Below are 1,587 nucleotides of genomic sequence, written 5' to 3'. Positions count from 1 at the left end.
TATTGATGACACCTGGCAAGATAAAAACGAAAAATTTGATCAACATATGCGTGATCAAGTCGATGAAATGACTCAGCGTGTGGGAAAAGCTGTCGATATAGATGATTTGAAACGATCTATTTCGGAGCACTTGGACAGCATATCCAGTGCTGTAGATCAGCATGCTGGTGATGCAGTTGAACACCAGCAAGCAAAAGAAGAAGAGGTCGAGGTCCTAAAAGAGCGCATCAAAGCGATGGAAGAAGAGACTCGTTATATTCGTAAACGCTTGAAGGAAGAGCGAGATAAAGCATTAAAAGATTCTTTAACGTCGTTGCCTAATCGAGAGGCTTATGACGAACGTTTTGAGCTGGAGCTTGAACGTTACAAACGTTATAAAAAGCCGGCTACACTGGTGGTGGCGGATATCGATTTCTTCAAAAGTATTAATGACAACTATGGTCACCTATCGGGCGATAAAGTTCTACAGATTATTGCCAAGGAAATTCAAAATAGAATACGCAAGACCGACTTTGTTGCGCGCTATGGTGGCGAAGAGTTTGTGATTATTTTGCCAGAAACAGATTTGCAAACTGCAAAGCAGGTAATTGAAAAAGTAAGGGAAATGATCGGTCGCTTACCTTTTCATTTTCGCGATGAAAAGATTCAAATTACCATGTCTTTTGGCTTAAGTGTCTTTGAAGAAGGCCTGGATCAGGGGCAGTTATTTGAACGAGCAGACTCTGCACTGTATCAAGCAAAAGAAAATGGCCGAAACAGGGCAGAAGTGCGGAGTGAAGCATCTTCTGACTAGGTAAATTTCGGGTCTTGACCTAGACTTATTGTTAGGGAAAGAAATTAGCAAAGAGCAAAACGGTATGAGTGAGCAGCAGTACGAAATTGTATTTTACGGCAAACTGGTTGAAGGCTTTTCGGAGCAAGAGACCAAGCAACACGTTGCGCAGCTATTTAAAACAAGCGTAGACCAAGTAGAGCGCATGTTTACTGGCAAGCGGGTGGTGATACGTAATAAGCTCGACCAGGAAACGGCAAAGAAATATATCATTGCGATGAGTAAGCGTGGCGCTGATTGCCAAGTTGAGGCGATGGGCAGTCCGGGTGTCAAAGTAGACTTTAGTGCGCCAGCTCCTCAGGCTGCGCCAACGCCAACGCCAACGCCAACGCCAACGGCTAAGGCTCCCTTAACGGCCAGTGCTTCAAAGACCGATTTGCAGAATGTTGCCAGCAAAACCGGCCTTAATTTGGCAGGGGAAAAAGTAGACGAGATACTATCAGATACGCACTTTCAAGTTGGCGAGGTGGGCGAGCGCTTATCAGAAGTACATGAAGAGGTCATGGCAGAATTCCATGAGCTGGATAATGTGACGATTGCGCCTGTTGGCAGTGATATTGCTGAAAAGAAAGAAGAGCTTCCACCGGTGATTCCGGATACTTCTCATTTAAGTTTAAAGTAACCTTAACTGTCACTTGGCAAAGGTAGCCAAGTGATTTCGTCACCTTCCTTCCAAGCCGGATACTTCTTCATAATACTCAAAAATATGTCAGACTCTTTGTAGTCTGACAACCAGCGCTTGAGATAGCCGTAAG

General features: G+C 44.4%; 2 protein-coding genes. Both read left to right on the top strand.

Annotated elements, in window-relative coordinates; genetic code table 11:
- The coding region (locus A3761_RS24705) for a GGDEF domain-containing protein (RefSeq protein WP_231881307.1) at positions 1 to 793 on the top strand (793 nt) is incomplete at its 5' end.
- Between the two features lie 64 nt (positions 794 to 857).
- Positions 858 to 1,454, top strand: coding sequence for a hypothetical protein (locus A3761_RS24700; RefSeq protein WP_068554066.1), 597 nt, complete (start codon positions 858 to 860; stop codon positions 1,452 to 1,454).
- Positions 1,455 to 1,587: the final 133 nt, after the last annotated feature.

The sequence above is a fragment of the Oleiphilus sp. HI0123 genome (genome assembly GCF_001635315.1).
Note: the sequence above shows the minus strand (reverse complement) of the source record. Positions and strands in the feature narration are given on the sequence as shown.